At 44.4% G+C, this 24,428-nt stretch carries 17 protein-coding genes; 8 read left to right on the forward strand and 9 right to left on the reverse strand.

Annotated elements, in window-relative coordinates; genetic code table 11:
* Positions 1-22: 22 nt before the first annotated feature.
* Together HN980_04100 and HN980_04105 are read left to right on the forward strand one after the other, a co-directional pair.
* The gene (locus tag HN980_04100; protein ID MBT6928658.1) at positions 23-763 is read left to right on the forward strand and encodes a hypothetical protein; all 741 of its coding nucleotides are present in this window, start codon (positions 23-25) and stop codon (positions 761-763) included.
* A gap of 63 nt (positions 764-826) precedes the next feature.
* Positions 827-1,903, forward strand: a complete 1,077-nt coding sequence (locus tag HN980_04105; protein MBT6928659.1) for a hypothetical protein — start codon at positions 827-829, stop codon at positions 1,901-1,903.
* A gap of 219 nt (positions 1,904-2,122) precedes the next feature.
* Here the strand turns inward: HN980_04105 and HN980_04110 are convergent, their stop codons facing one another.
* The 4 genes from HN980_04110 to HN980_04125 all read right to left on the reverse strand — a co-directional run bounded on the left by HN980_04110 (position 2,123) and on the right by HN980_04125 (position 7,165).
* Positions 2,123-2,791 carry a GNAT family N-acetyltransferase gene (locus HN980_04110; GenBank protein MBT6928660.1) on the reverse strand — a complete coding sequence of 223 codons (669 nt, stop codon included), beginning with the start codon at positions 2,789-2,791 and terminating at the stop codon, positions 2,123-2,125.
* 4 nt (positions 2,792-2,795) lie between these two features.
* A complete protein-coding gene (locus HN980_04115) occupies positions 2,796-3,503 on the reverse strand; it encodes a GNAT family N-acetyltransferase (protein MBT6928661.1) in 708 nt (235 codons plus the stop codon).
* An 18-nt stretch (positions 3,504-3,521) separates the two neighbouring features.
* The gene (locus tag HN980_04120) at positions 3,522-5,483 is read right to left on the reverse strand and encodes a hypothetical protein (GenBank protein ID MBT6928662.1); all 1,962 of its coding nucleotides are present in this window, start codon (positions 5,481-5,483) and stop codon (positions 3,522-3,524) included.
* An 80-nt stretch (positions 5,484-5,563) separates the two neighbouring features.
* Positions 5,564-7,165 (reverse strand): hypothetical protein, encoded by a 1,602-nt coding sequence (locus HN980_04125; protein ID MBT6928663.1) that lies wholly within the window; start codon positions 7,163-7,165, stop codon positions 5,564-5,566.
* A gap of 204 nt (positions 7,166-7,369) precedes the next feature.
* Here HN980_04125 and HN980_04130 point away from each other — a divergent pair, with 204 nt between their 5' ends.
* Positions 7,370-8,704, forward strand: coding sequence for a sodium-dependent transporter (locus tag HN980_04130; GenBank protein ID MBT6928664.1), 1,335 nt, complete (start codon positions 7,370-7,372; stop codon positions 8,702-8,704).
* 357 nt (positions 8,705-9,061) lie between these two features.
* Here the strand turns inward: HN980_04130 and HN980_04135 are convergent, their stop codons facing one another.
* From HN980_04135 to HN980_04150, 4 genes are all read right to left on the reverse strand, one after another.
* Positions 9,062-10,705 carry a hypothetical protein gene (locus HN980_04135; GenBank protein ID MBT6928665.1) on the reverse strand — a complete coding sequence of 548 codons (1,644 nt, stop codon included), beginning with the start codon at positions 10,703-10,705 and terminating at the stop codon, positions 9,062-9,064.
* A 112-nt stretch (positions 10,706-10,817) separates the two neighbouring features.
* Positions 10,818-12,386 (reverse strand): NTP/NDP exchange transporter, encoded by a 1,569-nt coding sequence (locus tag HN980_04140; GenBank protein MBT6928666.1) that lies wholly within the window; start codon positions 12,384-12,386, stop codon positions 10,818-10,820.
* 124 nt (positions 12,387-12,510) lie between these two features.
* Entirely contained in the window at positions 12,511-13,734 is a 1,224-nt protein-coding gene (locus HN980_04145; GenBank protein MBT6928667.1) for an MFS transporter, read from the reverse strand.
* 290 nt (positions 13,735-14,024) lie between these two features.
* The gene (locus HN980_04150; GenBank protein MBT6928668.1) at positions 14,025-16,142 is read right to left on the reverse strand and encodes a DNA topoisomerase 3; all 2,118 of its coding nucleotides are present in this window, start codon (positions 16,140-16,142) and stop codon (positions 14,025-14,027) included.
* An 82-nt stretch (positions 16,143-16,224) separates the two neighbouring features.
* Between HN980_04150 and HN980_04155 the strand changes: the two genes are divergently transcribed.
* Positions 16,225-16,797: a rubrerythrin family protein gene (locus tag HN980_04155; protein MBT6928669.1), complete on the forward strand. Its 573-nt coding sequence runs from the start codon at positions 16,225-16,227 to the stop codon at positions 16,795-16,797.
* A gap of 79 nt (positions 16,798-16,876) precedes the next feature.
* On the opposite strand, the gene HN980_04160 is transcribed toward HN980_04155, so the two are convergent.
* Complete coding sequence (locus tag HN980_04160; protein MBT6928670.1) at positions 16,877-17,641, reverse strand: RNA methyltransferase; 765 nt, start codon at positions 17,639-17,641, stop codon at positions 16,877-16,879.
* Positions 17,642-17,735: 94 nt separating this feature from the next.
* Between HN980_04160 and ade the strand changes: the two genes are divergently transcribed.
* The 4 genes from ade to HN980_04180 all read left to right on the forward strand — a co-directional run.
* Positions 17,736-19,373 (forward strand): adenine deaminase, encoded by a 1,638-nt coding sequence (ade, locus tag HN980_04165; protein MBT6928671.1) that lies wholly within the window; start codon positions 17,736-17,738, stop codon positions 19,371-19,373.
* A gap of 3 nt (positions 19,374-19,376) precedes the next feature.
* Positions 19,377-20,684 (forward strand): 23S rRNA (uracil(1939)-C(5))-methyltransferase RlmD, encoded by a 1,308-nt coding sequence (gene rlmD / locus HN980_04170; GenBank protein ID MBT6928672.1) that lies wholly within the window; start codon positions 19,377-19,379, stop codon positions 20,682-20,684.
* 74 nt (positions 20,685-20,758) lie between these two features.
* The gene (locus tag HN980_04175) at positions 20,759-21,124 is read left to right on the forward strand and encodes a hypothetical protein (GenBank protein ID MBT6928673.1); all 366 of its coding nucleotides are present in this window, start codon (positions 20,759-20,761) and stop codon (positions 21,122-21,124) included.
* 58 nt (positions 21,125-21,182) lie between these two features.
* Positions 21,183-24,428: filamentous hemagglutinin N-terminal domain-containing protein (locus HN980_04180; protein ID MBT6928674.1), on the forward strand; the 3,246-nt coding region annotated here is incomplete at its 3' end.

A 24,428-nucleotide genomic window follows, 5' to 3' on the forward strand; every position in this document is an offset into this window, starting at 1 on the left:
TATTCCAGGATGTGGAAGAGGAATGGACATTCCCCTTAAAGGTCTGCTAGAGCAGGAATTTGATGAGGCCATCATTGCCGATGTCGACAGAGATGCTTTAGAGGCTGCAATAAAATCGCTTCCTGAGGTGTTAGGTGATAGTTGTTCTTCTCGCGGCATCGACATCTCAGGATTTCAGAATGCCCTCAAAGAAATACCGTTTATCTTTTCTAGCTTGCCTATAAATTCAGATTTGCAGACCGAATATTTAATCTTTGCTATAGAACAATACCTAAAAGTCATTCCTCAGCATCGTAAAATCTTTCATGATAGAGATAAACCTTCATACGTAATATCTTCGCTCTTGCTAACACAGCTGCCAGAGTTTATATGTGACCTTATTATAGAATCATCACCAAAAGGCTACAATTGCGATCCTCGTGGTATCAATGAAGCATTAAATAGATTAAGACTCCACATCCAGAAACGCCACCTAAATTATCTCAAAGACTGCGTAAAACCAGGAGGCAAAATTTACCTCTCTTATACACATGCAGTAAGGTCCATCACCGTTGATACTGTTTCAGGTAAAAGAGCCTATGGCAGAGACGCTCCCATGATCAACAACAAAGAAATCCTTAAAGAAATAAATCGTCTCTTTAATGTAGTCAGACAAAGTGAAAAGCCTATTATATGGGAATGCGACAGCAATATAGGCGCCAGTGAACCCAGTCCTGAGAAAAGCTTCCTAGCCAACTGGTTTGTGTTAGTCCCCAAGCCATAATTTCCTTGTTGAAATTATATTTTTCTGTTATCACATAACGAACAATTACAACAAGGTGTTGCTATGACAGACTTTATGCCTTTCCAAGACGCCTGGTCACACCAGAGCACGTCGGAAGTGCCTTTTCTTCTGAAGCAAAATGAATATATGAAGGAAAACAGGCCTTATGAAGGGCTTCGGATCCTCCATAACATCCCGCTTTCTCTTGAGACCGTCTGTAAACTAGAGCCTTTGCTGCATTCTGGCGCCGAAATTACCGTTACTATCAACAACCTTGCTCACCCTGCTACGATGTCTGATGCTCTTGATCTTCTTGATAAGGCCGGGGTCATTGTCGTTGATGACCATGAGAATGTTTCTGGCGACTATGACTTTTGTCTCGACTGTGGAGCCGAGTTTGCTGATATTATAAAACCAAAGCTTGGCGTTGTAGAGCTTACGAGGTCGGGCGCTCTCGTCTATGAGAAACGCGACACGTCGATACCAGTGCTTTCTATCGACGACAGCACAACGAAATGTTTAGAGACACATTTCGGCACCGGCGACGGATTCCTAAGGGCATTTCTACAATTGACTCAAGAAGACATCAGAGACAAAAAGTTCGTTATCTTCGGCTTTGGCAAGGTAGGAAAAGGCATAGCGCATACTTTGTCGATGTATACCGAAGACGTTATCGCCATCGACATCGACGACGATGCCCTCGCCAGTGGCGAGCGTTATGGCGTTACGACGTTACACCTCGGAAACGACAGAAAAGCCGTCGAAGATGCCATCTCTGATGCTTTTGCCGTGGTTTGTGCTACTGGTATCAAAGATTTAATCTCGAAGAATTTCTCCGACAAAGGTCTTTTTGAAGGCAAATATCTTTCTAATGCCGGCATCAATGAATTCGGCGACATGTTCTCCGATGACGACGTCCTTTACAGCAAGATGTGGCCGATAAACTTTGCTCTCGCCGACCCTACGAAGATGCGCTACCTCGATCCAAGTTTCTACGCCCACAATATGGGCCCTGAGATCATCATGAAAAAGAAACTTGGTCCGGGATACCATTACCTTCCTGAAGATATTGATAATGCTATCGTCTCCGAATGGCAAGACTACTACGGAGAAAACATTTCATTGATCATTGATCAATGAGTTCGGAGTTCGGAGTAGGATTTTTCACCACGGAGCCACGGAGTTCACGGAGAACAAAAGTTTAAAGAAAAGGAAAAAAGAATACGGCTGCCCCCAGCCCCCCGTTTTTTCGCTGGTCACTGATAACTGGTCACTGATCACTGAAAAAGACCCCCTTGGCGTCAAGAGCATGCTCTCTTCCCTTAGGATATCTATTATTCTGTAGTCTACACTAAGTCTTTATTTTTCAGAATAAATAATGCTGTAGCCGTTGTCAGTTTTTTCAATACCTACTCCTACGAGACCGTCGTCTAGAAGTTTCATCTGTGTTTCATAGTCAATATGATCAACTATAGTTTTTTCGTTGTCTTCTTTTGTATTATTTGCATCGCGATTTCTATGCATGAAAAACCTTAGCATATTTCCATATGTTTTTTTTAGCTTCTTTATCACAAAATCGTTGTCTAAAAACGTCTTAACAATAGGGTAATTGTCTGGGTGGCATGTCGCTACGATATGACGTAAATCTGTATTGTCTATCATTGCGATATTCGCTTTAATAATTTTTTTTCCTAATCCTAGTTTCCTGTATTCTGGGTGTATTATCGTCCCTTCAAAATGCGCTGTCTTTTTAAGGTCTTCGACAGGGATGCCTAGCTCTATACCGCGATTGTTCGTTATATCACCAGGAATTGATGTTATTCGGCACGCCACAAGCTTTTCTTCTACTGTTATCCCTATGGACATCTCGGCTTCAGAAATAATCTTCTCAATAAATTCTCTTGAGGGTTTTCTAAAAAAACTGGGTTCTTCCAGTGCTTCAAGCATAACATCATGTAGCGCCATAACATCATCGAGATCTTCTTTGCTTAAAGTGCGTATTACATATTCTATATCGCTATTATCCATAATCCTAGCAATTGGCATAAACAATGCTGTAGCCGTTGTCAGTTTTTTCAATGCCGACTCCTACGAGACCGGCATCTAGAAGCTTTTTCTGTTTTTCATAGTCAAGGTGATCAACTATAGTTTTGCCTCTATATTCTCTTGTATTGACCATATCACGGTTCCTATGCACGAAAAACCTTATCATATTTCCATATGTTTCTTTTAGATTCTTTATCACAAAACCATTCCCTAACAATATTTTAATGACGGGGTAATTTTCTGGGTAGCATGTCGCTACGATATGACGTATATCTGTCTTGTCGATCATTGCGATATTCGTTTCCATAATTTTTTTTCCCAGCCCTAGCCTTCTGTATTCCGGGTGTGTAATAATCCCTTCAAATTGCGCTAGCTGTGTAAGCTCTTCAGCAGGGATTCCCACTTCCATACCTTGATTTCCAACCATGCTATCAGGGATGAATGTTATGCGGCATGCCACAAGCTTTTCTTCTACGGTGATTCCTAGTGACAGCCTATTTCCTGAAAGGCATTTCTCAAAAAATTCCTTGGGGGACATTTTAAAAAAAAGTGGGTTTTTCAGAGCCTTGATCATAATACCATGTAGCGCCATAACGGCATCAACATCCTCTTCATCAAGAATATGTATTATATATTCTGTATCGCTATTATCGCCAAGCTTTCCGGTTTCTATAATATTCTCATTTTTAACCATAACACTCCTGATGTGCTGCTAATAAAAAACTGCTAGTGTAACAAGTAGTATCATTAACAGAATCGTTGGCCAGAACAACATTTTCGGCACAAGGTTATCCTTATATTGTATGAAGCGTATACTCGTTCCCGAATAGAATATAAAAGCATTGATAGCCACCAACAGAAGCGCTGTAAATGTTATAAAATAGAAATACTCGAAATATATCACCTCTTTCGACATCAAAGCCCCTCTCAACCTATTGTGGGAAAGGAGCATGGCGAAGAAAAGCCCTACGCAAGAACTTATCAGCGTCAAGCTTTTTGCTCTATCCTCTTTGACATTCTTCGCTTTTGATATAACCATTAAAAGGAAAAAGAGTATACCTGCAGCTACAAGCATCGAAATTCCATTAGAAATAAAGGGTTCTACATAATCTCTTTTCATATTTACGTTGAAACATAGATCCGGGAAGTCTTCGCGGTTTTTGTAATCCTTTATACCATAGTTTGTACTAGAGTCTTCTTCTTCATAGGAAAAATAGCTACTTTCTAGGATCCACCCTGGCAGTACTAGGTCTTCTTCTAATCCCGGGAGTGCTGTAGGGCTCATAATATTATAAGCCTCAAGGTTTGGTGTTAGTATGATATTTTTATCGAAATCTTCATGGAGTATACGTAATAGTGCTTTCTTCTTGTCGAAAGGATATTTTGAGTAGTTGAATTCTTGGCGCAATACAGCACTAAACGACCACCCTACTACTTCAGAGTCGTCTTCACGGCGTCGATATGCTTCTTTTGTGTCCAACGACACTGCCTCAGGAAGCACAAAGCCCTGTGATATGCCATCGTGTATACCATCGATATATCTTTGCCATAAATATCCTGTCATAACGATATCATCGGATCCCGAGAAACCAATAGATTCGATAAAAGCTCCTGTCGGAACATATATTGGAAGCTCCCCTTCATACATTGCCCGCGATATACTCTCTTGGCGGCCGAGATATTTATCAAGCCCCACCCTTGACACTATGACGACACTGTTTTCATCGGAAGGGAATGGCGACCCAAGTATAAGGTTCCAGAGCATAAGTATCACAACAGCAATCGTGGCGGAAAAAAGCGCAGTAGCTATCCAGACCTTCTTTCTTTTGCCTTCGTACAGACGGAACATAAAGAAAAGGAAGAAAAAAGCGAAGACTACATATGACGCTGCCATTTTCATGAACTTATGTCTAAACATCGTGTTGTCTATTGCTATCTCGTCTTTTATTAAGACTACGCCTGTTGACCATCCTGTTGATGATATCGGCTTAAAAAACATCCAAGACGACTGCCCTGTTATCTCATTCTCGTGGTCTATAATACCTTCTTCTCCACGTACGGCACGCTCTGCCATCTCCATAAGCTCTTCATTGTCCATCTCTTCAGCGACATTAAATAACGTTTTACCACTTTTTACATATTCTTCGATGGGGTGCCTAATAAACTCTCCGCGCTGTGAGATGATGAAGACATATCCTGTCTTCCCAAGTTTCAGCGTTGATATCATCTCTTTAATGTTATCGAGGGGGTAGTCTATGAACGTCTCGCCTGTTGTTATTCTTATCCCACTATCGTCTGTATGATAAAAAGGCACGGTGAAGATCTGTATAAGATTTTGTTCTTCCAGGTTTTCTTTTCCCAGCCTATTTACATAGTTTGGCGAGACCTCTCTAAAATTTGGGACATTAACGTATGGAACATGTGCGACGCCGATACCACGAAGTCCACTATTATCTTTTATAAGTTTCTGTAGTGTTTCTTCGATATCTCTACTTTTCAGCTCTCCCGTTACGAGCTTTCCGGCTATATCATTCGATATAATCTTAAGCTCGCCGAGTTCTTTGTCGAGTTTCGCTGAAAATCTTGCTGTCTCTAAAGAGATCTCTTTTTTTGCTAAAGGTGCTATTTTTCCTTTTTCGCTGACATAATTATATGTGAGTGCTGCTGACAGCAAGAAAGTTAATATTGCTCCTGCTGCAAAAAATTTGAAAAAAACCTTTTTGAAAATCCTTTTGTCATAGGTAATTACTTCTGTTATTTGTTGTCATCTTCTTCGGACGTTTCTTCCACATTTTGTGGGCTTTCTGCAATATCATCGATAGCTTTGCCGATGTTATCGATCTTATCCGTCGTTGCCTGTGCAGACTGTTCTGCTGACTTCACCATACGACTTATATCTTTCGTTATATTGTAGTTTTCTTCTGCCAGCCTATTAGCTTCTTTAATTAAGGCGTTGCCACCTGTTTCGGAGCCTTGTCGCCGTACAGACTCTACCGCAGCATTGAAAGCCAGAAGCTTCGCCTGTTCTGAGATGACAGCTTCTTGTATTTCTTTTGCCGAAGCTGCTATATCGAATTCATCTGCCTCATCGGAGGTGTCGCTTTCTGGCGAAGGTCCTTTTCCGTTGCCATTGTCATCTTGGCTTAACGACATACGTTTCACGTGCTTATTAAGGACATATATCAGACAAGCTGCTGCGAAGACAGTGATAATAATTGTGATAATTGCTATTTTTTTTGTGAGATCATTGGATTGTTCCTCTATAAGCTCTGTTCTGTCCTCTATAGCTTCGTCGATACTATCGATATACACTCCGCTGCCGACGACCCATCCTAGAGGCTCATATAGTCGGACATACGACATCTTAGGAAGGTCTTCTGTCAGGCCTTTTTTTGTAGGTTTTGGCCATAGATAATCGACGAACCCTCCTCCATATTCCTCGGAAACTTCTACGAAGGCGACGAAGAGGTTCCGATCTTTTCCCAGTGCGCAGTCGAACTTTGGGTCATCGAGGATAAGACCATCCAACGCTGGTATTGTCGGATGCATAATCATCTTAGGTATAGGTTTTGTCGTATCATTGATCCAGAAATATCCCACTCCTTCATCGTAACGCATCTTTTTGATGTCGGACTTCGCCTTTTCTATAGCGTCGATTATAGCGTCGTCGATATATATTCCGGTGCCTAATATCCAATTCCATTCTTCGAACAGCTTTACGTAGCTGAGCTTTGGAACATCGGGCAACAGCCCATCAGCTGTTGGTTTCGTCCATATATAGTCGACGAAGCCTTCTCCATATTTTTTGCTGACATCGATAAAGGCATCGAAAAGGAAGTCTCCTACGCCGTTTGCGCAATACCACTTTTCATCTTCCCTATCGACTAACCCCTCTAAAGAAGTAATTATAGGGTGCATTACTATTCTAGTGTCTGGCTGACTAGTGTCGTTGATCCATATATATCCTGTGCCGTTGTCATAGCGTATTCCGCGTATCTCTTCTTTGGCGCCATCCTGCGCTTCTTCTAGTGTAAGTTCTCCGTCTGAGAACTTATCATACCACATCTGCACGCTATCATCGACAACGGAGATAACGTCTTTAAGACGTTTTCCATACTGTGTCTCGAGATATTCTCTATCGGTACTTCCTCGATATGCGGCATTCATAACTTCGTATGCGATATCGACATAGTTTTTCAGGTTTTCCTTGACCCTATGCATCTCCCGTTCTTCGAACTTTACGATATCGTTTTTCTCTTTGTCTCTTACTGTATATATAGTAAACGTTGTTGTTATCACCAACGCAACGACCAAAATCGTCAACGCAACTATCAACACTTCCGTTCTCATTCTCATAACGACATCCTCTAATACTTTGTTGCTGACCTTTCGCTACGCTACTAAAGCAAGATTGGTGCGTAACATCAGTTTGTTATATACTTTTTACTTTATAGTATATTCGTATTTTTCCTCACACCTTTTTTCGTGTGTCCTTTGCTAAAAAAGCCGCGATGCGATATATTAATTACTTATAAAGAAACAGAAGGTCTATATCGCATCATGAAAACACAAACATCACGAAAAGGTTGGGGATCACGAATAGGGTTTATTTTGGCGACGTCAGGAGCTGCCGTCGGTCTAGGCAACATCCAGCGTTTCCCATATATCGCCGCCGAGAGCGGTGGAGCCGTCTTCGTGTTATTATACCTTCTATGTGTTCTTGTCCTAGGCCTCCCCCTTATCTTCGTAGAATTTTCCTTGGGAAGGCATACCCATAAGAACCCGGTATGTGCCATCGAAGCGATACGCCCTAACAGCCGATGGAAATATGTAGGATTTCTAAGCATAGCGACGGCGTTCTTCATACTGACATACTATTCCGTCATTGCGGGATGGACTATTGGCTATTTCGTTAAGATGCTCCGTGGCGAAGAGCTCGACCTCAATGCCTTTACTTCCAATGCTCCTGTAGTGTTGTCATATATGGCTATCTTCATGCTTAGCGTGATATATATCGTAAAAAAAGGAGTTAAGAAAGGAATAGAACGATATAGCAAGATCCTTATGCCGATGCTATTACTGCTATTAATAGGGCTAATAATACGCTCATTGACGCTACCAAACAGTGGTGCCGGGATGAGGTTTTACTTAGAGCCCGATTTCTCAGAGATAAACGGCAGGGTGTTTATCAACGCCCTAAGTCAGGCGTTCTTTTCACTTTGTATCGGAGAAGCCGTACTGATAACATATGGTAGCTACACCTCCAAGGAAGACAACCTTATATCTTCTGGGTGTTATATCGCTCTTTTCGATACACTCATAGCGATCCTTTCTGGTCTGATAATATTCCCGGCGCTTTTTGCTTTCGGCTACACTCCTGGCGAGGCTGGTGTTGGTTTATCATTCGTGGTACTTCCTAAGATTTTCGCCGCTATGCCTTTCGGTAATATTTTTGGGGCATCGTTTTTCCTTCTTCTTGGTTTCGCTGCTCTTACTACTAGCATTGCTCTTCTTGAGATGCCTGTTGCTTATCTTGTTGACAGCAAGAAATGCTCCCGCAGTGTTGCTGTCTGGGCTGTTGGCATTGCAGCGTTTATTTTAAGCATTCCTGCTGCGTTATCGAAGGGGGCCAGTCCTTTTCTTTCTACTATGGAGTTCCTTGGCAATCGCGGTTTCTATGACATCATGGATTTCGTTTGGGGAAACATGGGGATGGTTTTTGGAGGCTTGCTTCTTGCGATATTCACTGGATGGGTATGGGGCACTAAGAACGCCGCCAAAGAGCTACGCCAGGGTTGCAAGCATTTCACCTGGCAAAGCACTGTCTGGGGTGTTATCGTACGCTATGTCGCTCCTATTGTCATCCTTGCGATATTGGCAAGCTTTTTCATATAATGCGGCTACGCCGCATTATAGTTCGGGGTTCGGAGTAGGAATTCGGAATAGGCTTTTTCACCACAGAGATCACAGAGGACACAGAGAGGAAAAAGAATATGGCTGGGGGATACTCCCCCAGACCCCCGTTTTTCAGTGACCAGTGATATAGTGTGATAACTGAACATTGAATATGCCCCTAGCCCGCCCTAATTCCTCTCTGTGTACTCTGTGGCTCTGTGGTGAAAAATTGGGGTTTATTACTTTTTATTGCAGTGGCGGCAGAGAGTCCTTGGACACTTTGTGGTGAAAAAATCGGTAGCGCGTAACATCAGTTCATCAATCTGCGATAATCATTTCTGTGGGTATGCTGTATTTTTAATGGGCTTCACGGTGCGCTATTATTTTGCGCATTTCGACGCCGAGTTCATGAGGGCTTACGATTACACAAGATTTACTTTTAAAGATATCCCAGAACCTTATTGGTGGTGTTAGCGCTTTTTTAATACATCTTTTAAGACGATCCTTCTCATCACCATCTTCCATTTTGTTTACTACTTTTTCTTCAAATTCTTTCACTTCTTCTTTCAATTCCTTACTCGTCTTTCCTGCGCCAACACAACGTAGTAATATACTCATAATTATATCGACAGGTTTTCTTAGGAATGGTATGTCTTCTATAATATCCGCTATCGTCCTCGAGGTATATTTTATGACATGCATTTCTGGGCGTATATCGACGCCTATGCATCTCAAGAAAAACTTAGAATATGACGTGCAGTTGTGCTGTCTAACGTCAAAACCAGTATCAAAATCGCGGATATCCGAAAGAATTTTTATTAGGATTTCCTTTATCCCGCCTCTGGTAGCTTCAAAGTCAACCTTAGTGTGTTTCCCTCCGAAAGAGCTATATTCGAAGGTGTCACCCTGTTCGAATATCCCCTCGCTCATTGCGAAGCCGAATATCTTACGCGCGAATCCTACGCTATATATCTTCCCGTCCGGTGTTTGTATGCGCGCCCAGCTATGATCTCCGCGTGGGCGATGACGTTTTTTATCACCCTCCCATAGTATAGAGAAAATCCATTTTCCATTACATTTTTTAGGATTCTTTCTATCAAAGATAACGAAATATTTTTCCAGAATATTTTGTAGTGTCATTTTTTTAAAATCGTCGCCTATGAGCTGCTTTCTATCGACGAAATCGCCTGGCAACGGTTTTATTCCCTCGTAAGTATATGTGAATGGGTTTTTTAATACGCCGTTATCATCAAAAAGTTTGTTATATACTTCCGACCATTTCTTTCTTTTACCGTTAAATAGCATACAAACTTCACCGTCATCATTAACTGTAAGTTTATGGTCCATTGTCTCATCACACACATCAAAAAGCTCTGGATTGCGATAGTGGGAATCTGAGGTAAAATATTCGATTTTTTTGTGCAGGAAATTTGATGACAAGAATTTATATAGTTTTTCTCCTTCTATACCTTGGAAAACTTCGACAGGCACACCTAACCGCTGAGCATATACTTCTTTATCAAAGCCATCGACCTCATTTAACTTTTCGGTAATGTGAGAATATTTATTTTCTTTTTTCTTTTTTATAGACTTCTCTTTCCTGGCAGCAAAGTCTTTTATATTTTTAAACAGTTCGTTGATACGAGAACATTTAGTCCATCTTTCTTCCTGTAGACAGGCATTTTCTTTGATTTTTATAAATATCTTGGTGATACGTGAATCGGCGTTTATTCTTTTTCTTACGGAGGCGACTTTTTTACTATAAAACTCTGTAACGGCAGTGATTCTCTGTGCTTCATCTTTAGTTCCTACAACGCCATCTTCAAGCAATTTTCTCAATTCTTTATCGATGAACTTAACATCTTGTTCAACGTCTGCTGCCATGCTTTGTATATCGTGGCGTTTTCCCCTTCTCGTTTCATCAAGATTAAAACGATATCCGTCTTCTTGATTTCCTGCTATTTGATATCCTGCTTGTGGTGTTATTCCCGCTACAACCATCCTAATTTCTCCACTGTATAAAAAGAATTATAATAAGCAAAGATCGTCTTAAAATAAAAGAAAAATATAGCGTATAGCGTATAGCGTATAGTAGAATCCACTGGTCACTGTTTTACTGGTGGTGTCCTGAAGCTTTATCGAATTGTTTGCTTAGCGAGCGTACTGACCCTATCCATAGTGGTAGGATAGCGAGTATCATTGCGCCGATATATGGCGCGCATGCTATTGGTGTGGCGAAGACAAGAAGAAGTCCTTGTAGCGACATTGATGCTCCTGACTTCCCTAGACGCGACCCTATGCCGTCGATGGCAGACTTCCCGCGGACTTTTTCTGTGGGGCTTAGAGGGATATATGCCATCTCTTTTGTGTCGTCGAAGACGGTATATTTCGCAGACCTGCTTAGGCAGTTTTGCATCGAGCCAAATAACACCGTTATTGCTAGCGGCGACATCCCTAAGATCATCGCTGCTGTACCTGCATAGACATATTGTTTTAAGAAGAGGAAGGTGAAGAATCCTGCCCCTGTCACGATTATCAGGAACGGTGTAGCCAGTGCTGCGAACTTCCATCCGCATCGTCTGATAACATTCCCTGAGATGAAATATGACGACAGAGTTGCTATTATACCGACATATGTAGTGACTTTACTCATATATGCGGTATATTCCCCTGGGCTAGGGAACAATTCTTTCATCTGTGATTTCCAGAGGACTTCGGTGAAGTTTATTGTGATGTTATATGACAGTACTATTATTGCGATACATATGAGGTATTTCGATTGCGCGACATGTTTTATATTTTCTGAGAGCTTCAACTTCGGTTTTTTCTTAAGCTCGTGTCCTTTACCATCTTGGTGGTCGAGGTTTTTATGGTCTACGAAGATATATATATGCATCCATCGATACAGTAATATTGAGACGATACCTACTACGATGACAAGGATAACGAAGAGCGTCACTGTTTGGTCCCAGGCATCGCCATTGCTAAAGTATGATCCTACCTTGTTAAAGGTCGTTGATGTTGTTGTCATACTATTTGCGAGGATTCCGCCAATTCTTCCTGCGAGGATCCCTGAGGCGTTGATTCCTATACCAAATAGCGGGTAGAATCTTCTTGCTTCTGTGACGGAAGTGACGTCGTTGGCGAGTCCCCACAGCATCACTGAAAGCATGATATTACTCCAAGACTCTGCTACTACGTAGAAGAGCGTAAGGATCCAATATCGTATTATCGCGATAAGGCCGCTTAACCCTGCCGGTAACGAAGCTTTTAGGGTGTCGGCGAAGTCATTAAGGTATAGGCTTTCGCGTAAAGGATACAGCACGGTGACGAACAGCAGGAAAAACGCGAGGAAGCTTCCTATCATTACGTAGAAAACATTTTCTCTGTTATATCTGTTGGAGAGTTTCGTTAAGAAGAACACCATAATAACAGCAGTGGGGAGCATGGCCCACACTTTCAAAAAGGGTATTGCTTCGGCGCCGGATCCTGGCGCTGTGATGATAAGGACATCTTTTGCTATACGAAGTAGGTGGTAGTTGAAAGAGATCAGGAAGAAAAGAACCATCATCGGGATGAATTTCTTTATCTCGAACCAGTGAATCGGCCAAAGGAAGGAGCGTAACTTGCTAAAGCCAGCATTAGCATACTCTTGCGAGATGGTTTCCTTGCCTTTCGTCATCAGTGACTAACGCGCCTCTATTGATTTGTTTGCTTTATGTAATCAACGACCCTGTTGGCAAGAATAATACACAATGCGGTACTATTTTGTCACGAAAAATTTTATCTATTTTGAAACCCGAATATCAGTTTTTTGGTATGTTACGGTGTTTTTCTATGACGATAGGAACTTTTGGTGAAGATGGGACATATGGTATCTGTTTTTTCTCTTTAGGATCTCTTATTATCATCCTCACGGCGACGAAACATGCCAAGACGAGGGCGATAAATACCATATATATAAAAAGTGCCTCTGGCGCGGCTACACTCATCAACGTTCCGGCTATTATCGGTGCAATCGCTGCCCCTGTGGCGTATGTCATAAGGAGTCGGCTCGATGCTGCTATGCGCTGTTTACTCGTCATCAAAGAGTGGGCGTGTGCAAGGCTCATAGGATATAATGTCGTTGCGCTTCCCAAGAAAAATGCCGCGATGAGCATCGCTGTAAGAGAAATTTCACGGGTGACGACCATCGCCGAAGCTGCGAGGGCGATGAATAGTGCTATTATTATTATGACGAGTCTTTTGTCGATGACATCGGCGAGCTTACCCATCGGCATCTGAAAGACGATACCACCACATATCGCTATACCCATAAAGGTCCCGACCTGTGACGTCGTCATCCCCGCTGTAGCGGCGAAGACTGGTGCTAGCCCATAGAATGCTCCCATTACGAGACCCGCACAGAGAGCGCCGACAATCCCCACGGGAGAGATGGAAAACGCCTTTCTTACCTTCATGGTTTCTGAGCCCTTTATTGTCGGTGGCGCCGAACGTGTAAGCGCCAAAGGCACCATAGCGCAGCATACGAAGATTGCGATGATGGCAAAAAGCGTGAAGTTTTGTGGTGGCGCCAACGATACCATAAATTGGCTGATGGCAACGCTAAGGTATATCGTCACCATATACGACGATATGACTCTTCCGCGATATTCTCCACGGACAGTATCGTTAATCCAGCTGTCGAGGAGAATAAGTGCCCCGGCTTGTGACAAACCACATAAAAACCTCATAAAAAACCACACCGATGGTTGAGGGAACGCCCCTGAAATCACCGCCGAAAGAGCGATAAATACCATGAACATCATAAAAGAACGAATATGGCCAAAACGAATAATGATACTTCGGCATGTTAACGCTCCTATGATGAGTCCTGCATAATATGCCGATGCGACAAAACCAAGGATATTAGAAGGGATTCCCATAAGTTCCATGTTTATAGGGATAATGATGCCGTAAAGTCCGTCGGCGAGGAAAATGAAAACCGCTCCAATAAACAAGGTATATACTGATCGCAAACTCTTTGCCATGGCGCCACTCCTTATTATATAAGGGAGTCATATGCAGAAATCATGCCAATATCAATGATCAATGATCAATGTTCAATGATCAATAAAAAAAGGGTCAAATTTGGGGTCAGACTTGAATTTTGTGAATTTGGGATCAGGGTTGAGAATTTCTACAAAAGGGCCAAAGTCGATCATTGTTCATTGTTCATTGAAATGCGCTACACCGCATAGTTCGGAGTTCGGAGTAAGAATTCTGAATCCTGCTCTGAACTATGAACTCAAAACCCTGAACTATGCGGCGTAGCCGCATTTCACTGTTCTTTGATTTTCGTTGCTCGGGCTGTGGCGGCTGGGTAGTTATTTTGTCGCCGCACGCGAGATTTTCCATATGCTTCGAAGGGTTTACGTTGTGATACTGGTACAGAGATATCGATGATGTTACCTTTTTCCGTCATACACAGTATAGCGCTGCCTTGTTCTGGTAGCATGACGGGATGAAGCAATATCTTACGCTGCAGCAGTTCTCGTGCTTGTGCTATCCGTAGTGTTAGCGTTTTATATTCTTTCCATAGTACGAATGTGCAACCTTCTTTCCATCCGGAGCATCCGTAGCCTCTACGTCCTTCTATGATATGTTTCCCGCATTTCGGACATATACCTATGATTTTAGCGTCTACGCTCCACATAGTACTTTGTTGTATTATATCTTTTGTGAAGGAAGCGATGCTCTCCATGAAGCGTTCCGGTGCGAGCTTTCCTTGTTCTATTTCGCGGAGTTTCGACTCCCATTCTCCTGTGAGTTCTGGTGATTTTAGGCTATGGTTTTGTATTATGGCGTAGAGGTAGCGTCCGAAGTTTGTTACGGAGAGTGTTTTCTTGCTACGTTCTATATATTTCCTGCTTATCAGTGTCTCTATTATCGAGGCGCGCGTTGCTGGTGTTCCTATGCCTTTTTCTTTTAGCGCTTCGCGGAGCTCTTCATCGTCGACCATCTTCCCTGCTGTCTCCATAGCTCCTAGTAGAGAGTTTTCGGTGAAGTGTTTCGGAGGCTTTGTTTTTCCTTCTTTGACGTATGGTTTATGGTCCCCAGACTCCCCTACTGTAAACTTCGGAAGCTCTTGTTTGTCGCTTTTTTTATGTGGAAACAATGTCATCCATCCTGGCGATGTTATGTGGACGCCTTTTGCTTTGAAGGTAACGTCGTTTGTGACGCCTTCGACGTTGGTGATATCTTTCAGGCATGGCGGGTAGAATGCTGCTATCGTCTGTGTTACTATGGCGTCGTAGACATTATTGGAATATCCCGAGAGGTTGTGTGGAATCTTCCCTGTAGGTATTATGGCGTGGTGGTCAGTAACTTTTTTATTGTCGACGATACGCTTAGAGAAAGGCAAGTTGTTAAGGTCTAATTGTGATATCTCTTTGTCTTTTATCTTCGAAAGGCTGCTGAATATCGCCGGAACTTTTCCCTTCATATCGTTTGTCAGGAATCGCGAATCTGTTCTCGGGTATGTTATATATTTACTTTCGTATAGCGTCTGTACTTCTTTAAGAGTGTCTGCTGCTGACATGCCATATCTTCTATTCATATCGCGCTGTAGTTCTGTTAGGTCGTAGAGCATTGGAGGTGCGACGGTTTCTTTTTTTGTCTTCACCTTTGTTATAGCGAAGGGATGTCCTTGTATTTTTGAGAGCTTGTCTTCTGCTTTGTCTTTTTCCATGAACCTCTTTCCCGAGTATTCGAAGACGGCATCGCGGTAGTTTGTCATAAGCTCCCAGAATAGCTCTGGCACGAAGGCTCTGATATCGTCGTCGCGACGTGCTATCATGGCGAGGACTGGAGTCTGCACCCTTCCGACGCTCCAGAGGATGCCTTTTCTTCCGTGTTGTACGGTATAGCTTCTTGTGGCGTTGAGGCCTACTATCCAGTCGGACTCGCTACGGCATCGTGCTGCGGCGTATAGGTTGTTGTAGTCGTCTCCGGGCTTAAGGTTGTCAAAAGCATCTTTTATTGCTTCTTCTGTTAGGGAATTCAGCCACAGACGTTTTATAGGTTTTTTCTCACACCCCGACATCGCGAGGATATATCTGAAGATAAGCTCCCCCTCTCTTCCTGCGTCTGTCGCGCATATTATTTCGTCAGCACTTTTGAATAGTTTTTTTATTATTCCGTATTGCTTCTTCGAGCCTGGGTTGCCGACGGTGGTGAGCTTGAACGTTTCTGGGATGAATGGCAGTGTATCTAGCGACCATCTTTTTAGTTTTGGGTCATATTCGTCGGGCTTCTTCAGCGTTACGAGGTGTCCGAACGCCCAGGTCACGATATAACCGTTACCTTCGAGGTATCCGTCGTATTTCTTCGTGGCGCCGAGGAAGGCTGCGATATCACGTCCTACCGAAGGTTTTTCTGCCAATATAACCTTTGCCATAATAGTCCTTTCCATTTTTTCTTATTATGAAGTATCACTATATTATAGATCATAGAAAACCACAAGCATGGAGGAAAAACACATGAATTTTAAGGGAAGCAAGACAGAAAAGAACATCCTTACGGCCTTCGCCGGAGAGTCGCAGGCGCGAAATCGGTACACCTATTTCGCTAAAAAGGCAAAAAGAGAGGGATATGCCCAGATATCGCATATCTTCGAAGAGACGGCAGACCAAGAGAAAGAACATGCCAAGCGTCTTTTCAAGCTCCTCGAAGGCGGCGAAGTTGAGATTACAGGATCTTTCCCTGCCGGCGTAATAGGAACTACCGTCGAGAACCTAAAAGCTTCCGCCGGAGGAGAACACTACGAACATACAGAGATGTATCCTGGGTTTGCAAAGATCGCCCGCGAAGAAGGCTTCGATGACATCGCCGAGATCTTCCTAGCCATCGCCGTCGCCGAGAAACAGCACGAGAAACGTTACCTAGACCTCGCCAAAAATATCGACGAAGGCTCCGTCTTCAAAAAAGACGGGAAAGTCGTCTGGCGCTGCAGAAACTGCGGATATCTACATGAAGGTTCCGAGGCTCCAGAGAGTTGCCCGGCATGCGATCATCCACAGGCACATTTTGAGATATTAGGAGAGAATTGGTAAAACGATAGCGGATAGTTATAGCGCATAGCGTATAGCAGGAAAAATTAGAATATTTCTATCTATCCGCTAAACGCTATTCCTATGCGCTATTAATAGCGTATAGGACGATTCCTGCGGAGACGACGACGTTTAGCGACTCTATATTTCCTTGCATGGGGATGGCGACGATATCGTCGGCGGCATCGAGGATGGAATCTGTGACGCCATTGGTCTCATTACCTACGGCGACGGCTATAGGACCTTCTGGGACGGTGTAGGTATTGAGGCTTTTGTCGGTATGTGAGCTCGTTGCGATTGTGGTGAAGGCATTTTTCTTTAGGAATGCTAATGCTTGTCCTCTATCGGCTAATGCCATTGGCATCCTAAAGAACGACCCTCGTGATGCTTGTATTACATTTCTGCTGTAGAGTTCTGTGATGCCATCGGCGATGACGACGATGCCTTCGACGCCGAGGCCTTCGGCGGTACGCATCATCATACCAATATTACTCGCCTGCTGAACGCCTTCCATTACGAGGATGAACTTCTTCGTAGTGAAATCACTGAGTCTGCACTCTTTTTTCTTTATAGTTGCAATGATATTGGGAAGCTTGCCGCCGGAGAAGAGTTTCTTCATCATCGCTTTCTTCATGACATACGGTTGTAGTCCTTGAAGTCCGGCAGGTTTTGCCTTGGCGAACTCAGGAATGACGACAATATCACAAACTGAGGCGCCAGCGTTGATGGCGGTGAATACATCGTCATCTTCGACGAGGAACATCCCCAGCTCTTCGCGGCCTTTAGCAGTACGGCATTCTCGTAGCACCTTAAAAATTTCGTCTTTGATAGAATCTATTTCTTTCATTACTTATCCTCACAATTTAGCCAATTATGGCTACTGTTTTATTTCATTTCCCGTTATAATATCATTTTATAGGTATAATATGTAAGGTGATATAATGAAAACATATTCTCTCTCGGGAAACATAGTAAACATTTTTGCGAAGAAAATCTTTTCTGGGACGATTACCGTTGCCGACGGCGTTATTATTGACGTCGAAGAAAGCCCCGATATCGATTATGACACCTTTATCGTCCCCGGCTTCGTCGACGCACACGTCCATATCGAAAGCTCTATGCTTACGCCATCGGAGTTCGCACGCCTTGCTGTCGTCCATGGCACCGTCGCTGCTGTCGCCGACCCCCATGAGATCGCCAACGTCCTAGGCATCGAAGGCGTACGATATATGGTCGCCGACGGTGAAACCGTCCCTTTTAATTTCTTCTTCGGCGCCTCGTCATGCGTCCCTGCTACGCCTTTCGAGACGGCAGGAGGCACTATCACCGCCGATGACATGGAAACGCTTCTTCGCGACGACAAGCTACGCTTCGTCGGCGAGATGATGAACTTCCCTGGCGTCTTACAAGGACTGCCCGATGTCATGGATAAGATCGCCGTAGCAAAGAAATATGGCGTCCCTATTGACGGTCATGCTCCTGGTCTTCGTGGCGAAGACGCCAAGAGATATATCGCTGCGGGGATAACCACCGACCACGAATGCGTCTCCTATGAAGAAGCCGCCGAGAAGATATTGTATGGCATGAAGATCGCCATAAGAGAAGGTTCTGCCGCCAAAGATTATGACGCTCTTCACGGTCTTCTTAAGAAGTTTCCTGGCGATGTCATGTTCTGCAGCGACGACAAGCACCCCGACGACCTCGTAAAAGGACATATCAACGACATGGTAAAATGCTCGGCTTCTCTCGGCTATGATGTCTTTGATGTGCTGCGTTGTGCGTGTGTCACCCCCGTAGAACATTACGGACTTCCTGTAGGTCTACTTCGCAAAGGCGACGCTGCCGACTTCATCGTCGTCGACAACCTCGAAGACTTTTCTGTGCTACAGACATATATCAAAGGCGTCCTTGTCGCCGACAAAGGCGCTACGCTTATAGAATCGCAACCTTCGGAACGTGTCAACGCCTTTAACGCTACAGAAAAATGTGTTGACGATTTTAAAGTCGCTGCCGAAGGCACGACGATACGCGTCATCGAAGCTACTGACGGAAGTCTTATTACCGGCGAAGGTCATTATGATGCTAATATCGTCGAGGGCAATGTCGTTTCTGATGTAGAGCATGACATCCTAAAGATCGCCGTCGTCAACAGGTATAACGACAAGCCTCCCGCTGTAGCGTTTATTAAAGGCTTCGGGCTACAAAGCGGTGCTATGGCATCGAGTGTCGCCCACGACTCCCACAACATCGTCGCTGTTGGGACTTCTGACGAAGAACTATGCGCTGCCATCAACGCCGTAATATCCTCTGAAGGCGGTATTGCCGTCGCTGATGGCGAAGATATCGATATCTTACCGCTACCGGTAGCAGGGATTATGAGCGATGGTGATGGCTATGCTGTCGCCAAGAAATACTCTGAGCTCGATGCGAAAGCAAAGAGTTTAGGAAGTAGCATGACGGCGCCTTTTATGACGTTGTCGTTTATGGCATTGCTTGTCATCCCCGAGCTAAAGCTCAGCGATAATGGCCTCTTCGACGGGACTAAATTTAAATTCACAAAACTTTTCATAGCAGGATAACTAATGATAGAAGAAAATCAGACAATAGAAGGTACCGTAGAGTCTTTGGCGTTCGGCGGCAAAGGAATAATAAAACACGAAGGTTTCGTCATCTTCGTTCCTTTCACCGCTCCTGGCGATGTTGTTAAGGTGAATATAACCTCTGTGAAAAAGTCCTTCGCCGAAGGCGATGTCGTCGAAGTCATAACTCCTGCGTCATGCCGAACAAAGCCCACATGCCAATACTACGGAATATGTGGCGGCTGCCAGCTACAGCATATTAGCTACGAGTCACAAACCGAGCAGAAGGCACATTTTGTCGCCGACGCCATCGAGCGCATTGGGAAGATAGCCCTCGAAGAGCCTGTGAAATGTCTACCATCATCGACACCATGGCACTACCGCCGCAGCATAACATTCTCAATACGTTCTCTTCTCGGGAATTTCGGCGGCGGCTTCGTATCTTATGATAATAAGGAAGTCATCTCTGTAGAAGAATGTCCCCTTTTCGTCAAAGGTCCACTATTAAAAGACGTCCACGCTATGCTGCATAGCTTAAAAGGAACGCCCAACCGTTACGACAAAGTCTCTATCGTGAAGAACGGACAAGGCGCTTTCGTTCTTGCCTTCGACTTCAAAAAACAATTCCCAAAAAACCTCGACATCGTAATGGGACACCTTTTGGAGGAGAACGACTCCTTCGCCGGCGCTGTAGCGTATTTTCAGGAGCGCAAAAAGTCGTATGGAGTGACCTCTTGTTCTTACGACATCGAAGGTCTAACGATATCGTTCTCAGCATCGGCGTTCGTACAGACACACCCCGAGCAGAGCGCGACGATATATAATAACATCGTCAAAAACGCAAAAGAATGCAATGCTGAGAACGTCCTAGACTTGTATTGTGGCATCGGCGTATCGACGCTAATGCTAGCGAAAGAAGGGATGCATGTCACCGGCGTAGAAAATAACAGAGAAGCGACAAAGCGTGCGATACAGAACTCCAAAGACAACGACATCAAAGGGGCTTATTTCTTCCGCGGTGACGTCTCCAAAGTCGCCGAGAAGCTCCTCGCCAAAGACCCCGACCTCGTCATAATAAACCCTCCGCGGACAGGCGTCGACGACGTTACACTAGCAGCAATAAACCACGCATGGCCGAAAAATATCATATACATATCGTGTATGCCTGCAACGCTAGCACGTGATGTCGCAGCGTTAAAACATCGTGGCTATAAAATATCTTCATGCAAAGCATACGATATGTTCCCACAAACAACACACGTAGAAACTATGGTGGTATTAGAAAGAATTATTGGCGCTGTCAAAAAATAAGTATAGACCTCAAAAACGTTATCGCTTACATTGAAAGCATTCTCAAATTATCTAATCAATAGAGGTGTTTAGTTATGACATTACTTATAAAAATATTGGGCCTTCTTATCGTTGCCAGTGGTTTCGTATATATTTTCAGCCCGCATTATCTTAAGAAGATGGTAGATTTCTGGATCGAAGGCAAGCGTCGTTATATTGCTGCGGTCATCAACGTAATTATTGGCATCCTTCTTTTTATGGCGGCGTCTGGTGCTACGATACCTTCAGTAATATATCTTTTCGCCATAGTAGGGCTACTTAAAGGATTTATGGTCTTCGCTATAAGTCATCAATCTTTTAAAGCCCTGATAACATATTGGTCGGAGAAGCCAGCGAATTTCATACGCTTTATGGGCATTCTTGCTCTAGCTCTTGGGCTTTTACTGATCTATTCTGCATAATACTGGCCTTCAAAGGGCGGATCATCGCAATTACATGTATAAACAAAGGATGGTGAAAGTGAAGAACTTCATGCAACGAAGTATTATTATGGTCATCGGTATATTGGGAGGGATTCTTTTTTTCTCCGAAGATTGTATGGCCCTGCCTCAAGATCCTTCTTTCGATGCCGAGCATATTGCTATAGCTCAAGAGGGAAAGACGATGATTATCGACCAGCATGTCGATAAGGCTATAATAAATTGGCAGGATTATTCCATCGCCACTCATGAACTAGTCCAGTATAGGCAACCCAATGACGAAGCCATCGCCCTCAACAAAATAACAGGCTCGAGTCCTTCGGCAATAATGGGTAGTCTTGTCGCCAATGGACAGATCTTCATAATAAACCCTAACGGCATCCTCTTCGGCCATAATTCCAAAATCAATACTGCTGGACTTCTTGCGACAACCCTGAACATTTCAGACGGAGATTTTTTCGAAGGCAATTATATTTTCTCCCAAGATCAATATAAACAGCTGTCCTTTATCATAAACATGGGAGAGATAACAATAGCAGATAACGGCTACGTCGTCATCGTTGCTCCCCTCGTCTCCAATGACGGTCTTATCATCGCCAACCTCGGCGAAGTACATGTCGGATCAGCAGAACAGTTCACCGTCAACTTCGACGGCAGAAACCTCATCAACTTCGAGATAACAACGCCACCAGAAGACTCAGAACCAGGAACCATCTTCATACCAACACAACATATCAGCGACATAATAATGCAGGTCGTTAACTACGACGGACTTATAGAAGAGTGCGGCATCGTCGAAGACGGCGACATGACAACGTTTGCCAACACAAGCGGTACGCTAATAAACAACGGTATAATACAAACCGATGGTAAAGAAGGCTTTGATGCTGGAACCATAACGCTCGATGCAACACACGCCATAATAAATACCGAAAAAGGAGAACTCTCGGCCAATGGCGTCGGCCAGAACTCTTCAGGAGGAAATATATCGATAGAAGCCATTAAAATTGTACAACATGGCGCACTCCATGCTGATGCTACAATAAATAATGGCGGAGCGATAAACCTCAACGCCTCTCGTTTAGGCCTTGTAGCGCCAAACAGTATCACAACGGCAAATGCAGGAACCCATGGTAATGGTGGCAGCATCGTCTTGTTCTCACCACAACAGGCGTTGTTTTTCGCCGATGCAACAATAGAAGCAAAAGGCGGTAGCGTTGTTGGCGATGGCGGCTTCACTGATACATCAGGAAAGAAATCTTTGAAAATAAACACCGTTCCTGATGTCTCTGCAACTAACGGCCTAGGAGGCACGTGGCTCATCGACCCCGAAGATATCACCATAACCGATGCAACGGCAAACATCACTGTCGACGTCATAACATATACCCCTACAAGCGATGACACGGCGACAACCCTCGATAAAGCCACTATTATTACAGCCCTTAATGCAGGGACAAGCGTGACAATAAATACAACAAGCAGCGGCACTGCCACCAGTGGCACAATAACCGTTAGCTCGTCAATAGCAAAAACGGCAGGAGGTACGGCGACGCTTACATTGACTGCCGATGAAGATATTGTTATTGACGCCGAAATAATCTCTACCACAGGCCTTCTCAATGTAGCACTTACGGCAACTGATGATATCGATATAAATGACAGCATAACGACCCGGGGCGGGAGCTTTGTTGCGACAGGAGCATCGCTTGATCTGGCGACGTTAAAAACAATAAGAACATCAGCAGCCGTTGACAGCACCATAGCATCAGGAATTGTAGATATCAACGTTACAGGAACAGGAACAGCAGCGCTCCTCGGTACCATAGTAACGACAGGAGCAAATAACAGCGCAGGAACAGGATCGGCAGGAGGAGCTGTGACAATAGACACGGCTAACGGTGTTATAGGGATAACGGGCGATATAACGACAACAGGAGGGAATTCCAGCGGAGGTAATGGCGACGGCGGCGCAGCAGGAACAATAACAGTGACGACAGGCAACAACAACGTCATCACCTTGAACGGTTCTGACTTCACAGCAGTAGGCGGAACAAAAAACGGCTCAGGAACAGCAGGAGCAGGAGCAACGATAAATTTCGACGACCCCGTAACTTTAGCTACAGGCAGCGTAGCAATAACAACAGGAACGACAGCGGGAAATATCGTCTTCGACCAGACCATCGACGGCAACAAGAATTTATCATTGACGGCAGGAACAGGAAATATCACCTTCACAGGCGCTGTTGGCGACACCACACCGCTTTCAACGGTGACCATCGCCTCAGCAACAAACGTTGCAGCAGACTTAGCCTTTACGTCGAAATCTTTGACGCAAACAGCAGGAGCAGGAACGACGACATTCACAGGAGCAGTGACAACGACAGGAACAGCAGGCGTCAATGGTGGCGACGTGAATATCGCCGCAACAGTAGGTAATATCGTTTTTGGTAGCACAATAAAAGCACACGGTGGTACAGCGACAGGGTCAGGAAAGGGTGGTGGTGACGTAACGCTGCATTCAACAACGGGAACTATAGCAGTTGCCGGAACAATAAGCACTATAGGCAGCGCGGCAACAACAATAAGCACCTTCGGTGGCTCAGGTGGCGACGTGACATTGACAACCGACGGCACCGACAACATCACCGTAGCGGCAATTACAACCTCTGGTGGCACAGGATACCTGGCAGGAAATGGTGGCGCTGCAGGAAATGTGTCACTTACCTCGACTGATGCGATAACTACATTGGGTGGTAACATCACCGCTGCTGGTGGCGCAGGAGGCGCCACAGGGACGCAAGGCTCCGGCGGCGCAATAACATGCGCGAGCGCTACAGTCCTTGGCACTAATATCACAGTCGACACTGGAGCAACAGCAGGAATAGCGACGTTCTCCGACACGTTGAGAGCGACGACGGCATATACTGAGACGCTAGGAATAACAGCAGGGACGGGTAATGTTGTCTTCACAGGAATCGTCGGTGGCGGCAGTAAAGAGCTCGGTGCCGTGACAATAACAAGCGCAGGAAATGTGACAGCAGACTTAGCCTTTACAGCGGCATCGTTGACGCAAACAGCAGGAGCAGGAACGACGACATTCACAGGAGCAGTGACAACGACAGGAAAAGCAGAAACCGCCGGTGGCGCCGTGAATATCGCCGAGACGGTGGGAAACATCTCTTTTGCTACAATAACAACAAACGGTGGCACATCGACAGGCATAGGAAGAGCCGGAGGAGCTATAACACTCCATTCTACAGAAGGAACTATAGCTGTCACCGGA

The sequence above is a fragment of the Waddliaceae bacterium genome (genome assembly GCA_018694295.1).
GTDB lineage: Bacteria > Chlamydiota > Chlamydiia > Chlamydiales > JABHNK01 > JABHNK01.